This is a genomic window from Streptomyces sp. ID05-39B (assembly GCF_033794725.1).
Classification (GTDB): domain Bacteria; phylum Actinomycetota; class Actinomycetes; order Streptomycetales; family Streptomycetaceae; genus Streptomyces; species Streptomyces bobili.
Genome location: NZ_JARGEF010000566.1, coordinates 1 through 527, shown reverse-complemented (window position 1 = coordinate 527; position 527 = coordinate 1). Strand labels below are relative to the sequence as shown.

At 68.9% G+C, this 527-nt stretch carries 1 pseudogene; it reads right to left on the bottom strand.

Features of this window, described 5'->3' with window-relative positions:
• Positions 1 to 344, bottom strand: a pseudogene (locus tag P1P75_RS41920) (hypothetical protein); the annotation flags it as partial.
• Between the last annotated feature and the right edge of the window lie 183 nt (positions 345 to 527).

The following is a 527-nucleotide window of genomic DNA, read 5'->3' as shown; positions in this document are numbered from 1 at the left end:
GGGTCGGGCGGGGTGGTGTCCGGCGGGTCGAGCACGGCTTCGCGGGGGCCGTCGGCCGGGGCCAGGATGTGGGTGGAGCCGCTGCCCGGCGCCGGCGCGGTGCGGCCCGCGCCCACCAGTGCCGCCCCTGCGGTACTCAGGGCCGCGGTGTGAGGGGCGGGCCGGGTGTCGCCTTCGCCGGACGGCTCGGCGGCGCCGGACCTGGACTGCCGGGCGCCGAACCTCCCGTAGGCGCCGAATGTCTCCTGGAGCTTCGTCGTGGTGGTGAAGCGGCGCAGGGCCAGGCCGGTGCCTCGGGAGTTCGCCGCCAGGCGGGTGTCCCGTGGACGCAGCGTCAGGGCCACGGCCAGTGAGGCCGCCGCCGGGGTGAGGGCCAGGAGGGTGAGGGCGGCGGCCTCACTGGCCGTGGCCCTGACGCCTGTCTCTTATACAAATCTCAAGGCCCACGAGACGGCAATAAATCCCGATGCCCGGTTTTTGTTTCAAAAAAAAAAAAAGAACAAAAAAGAAAACAAAAAAATAAAATA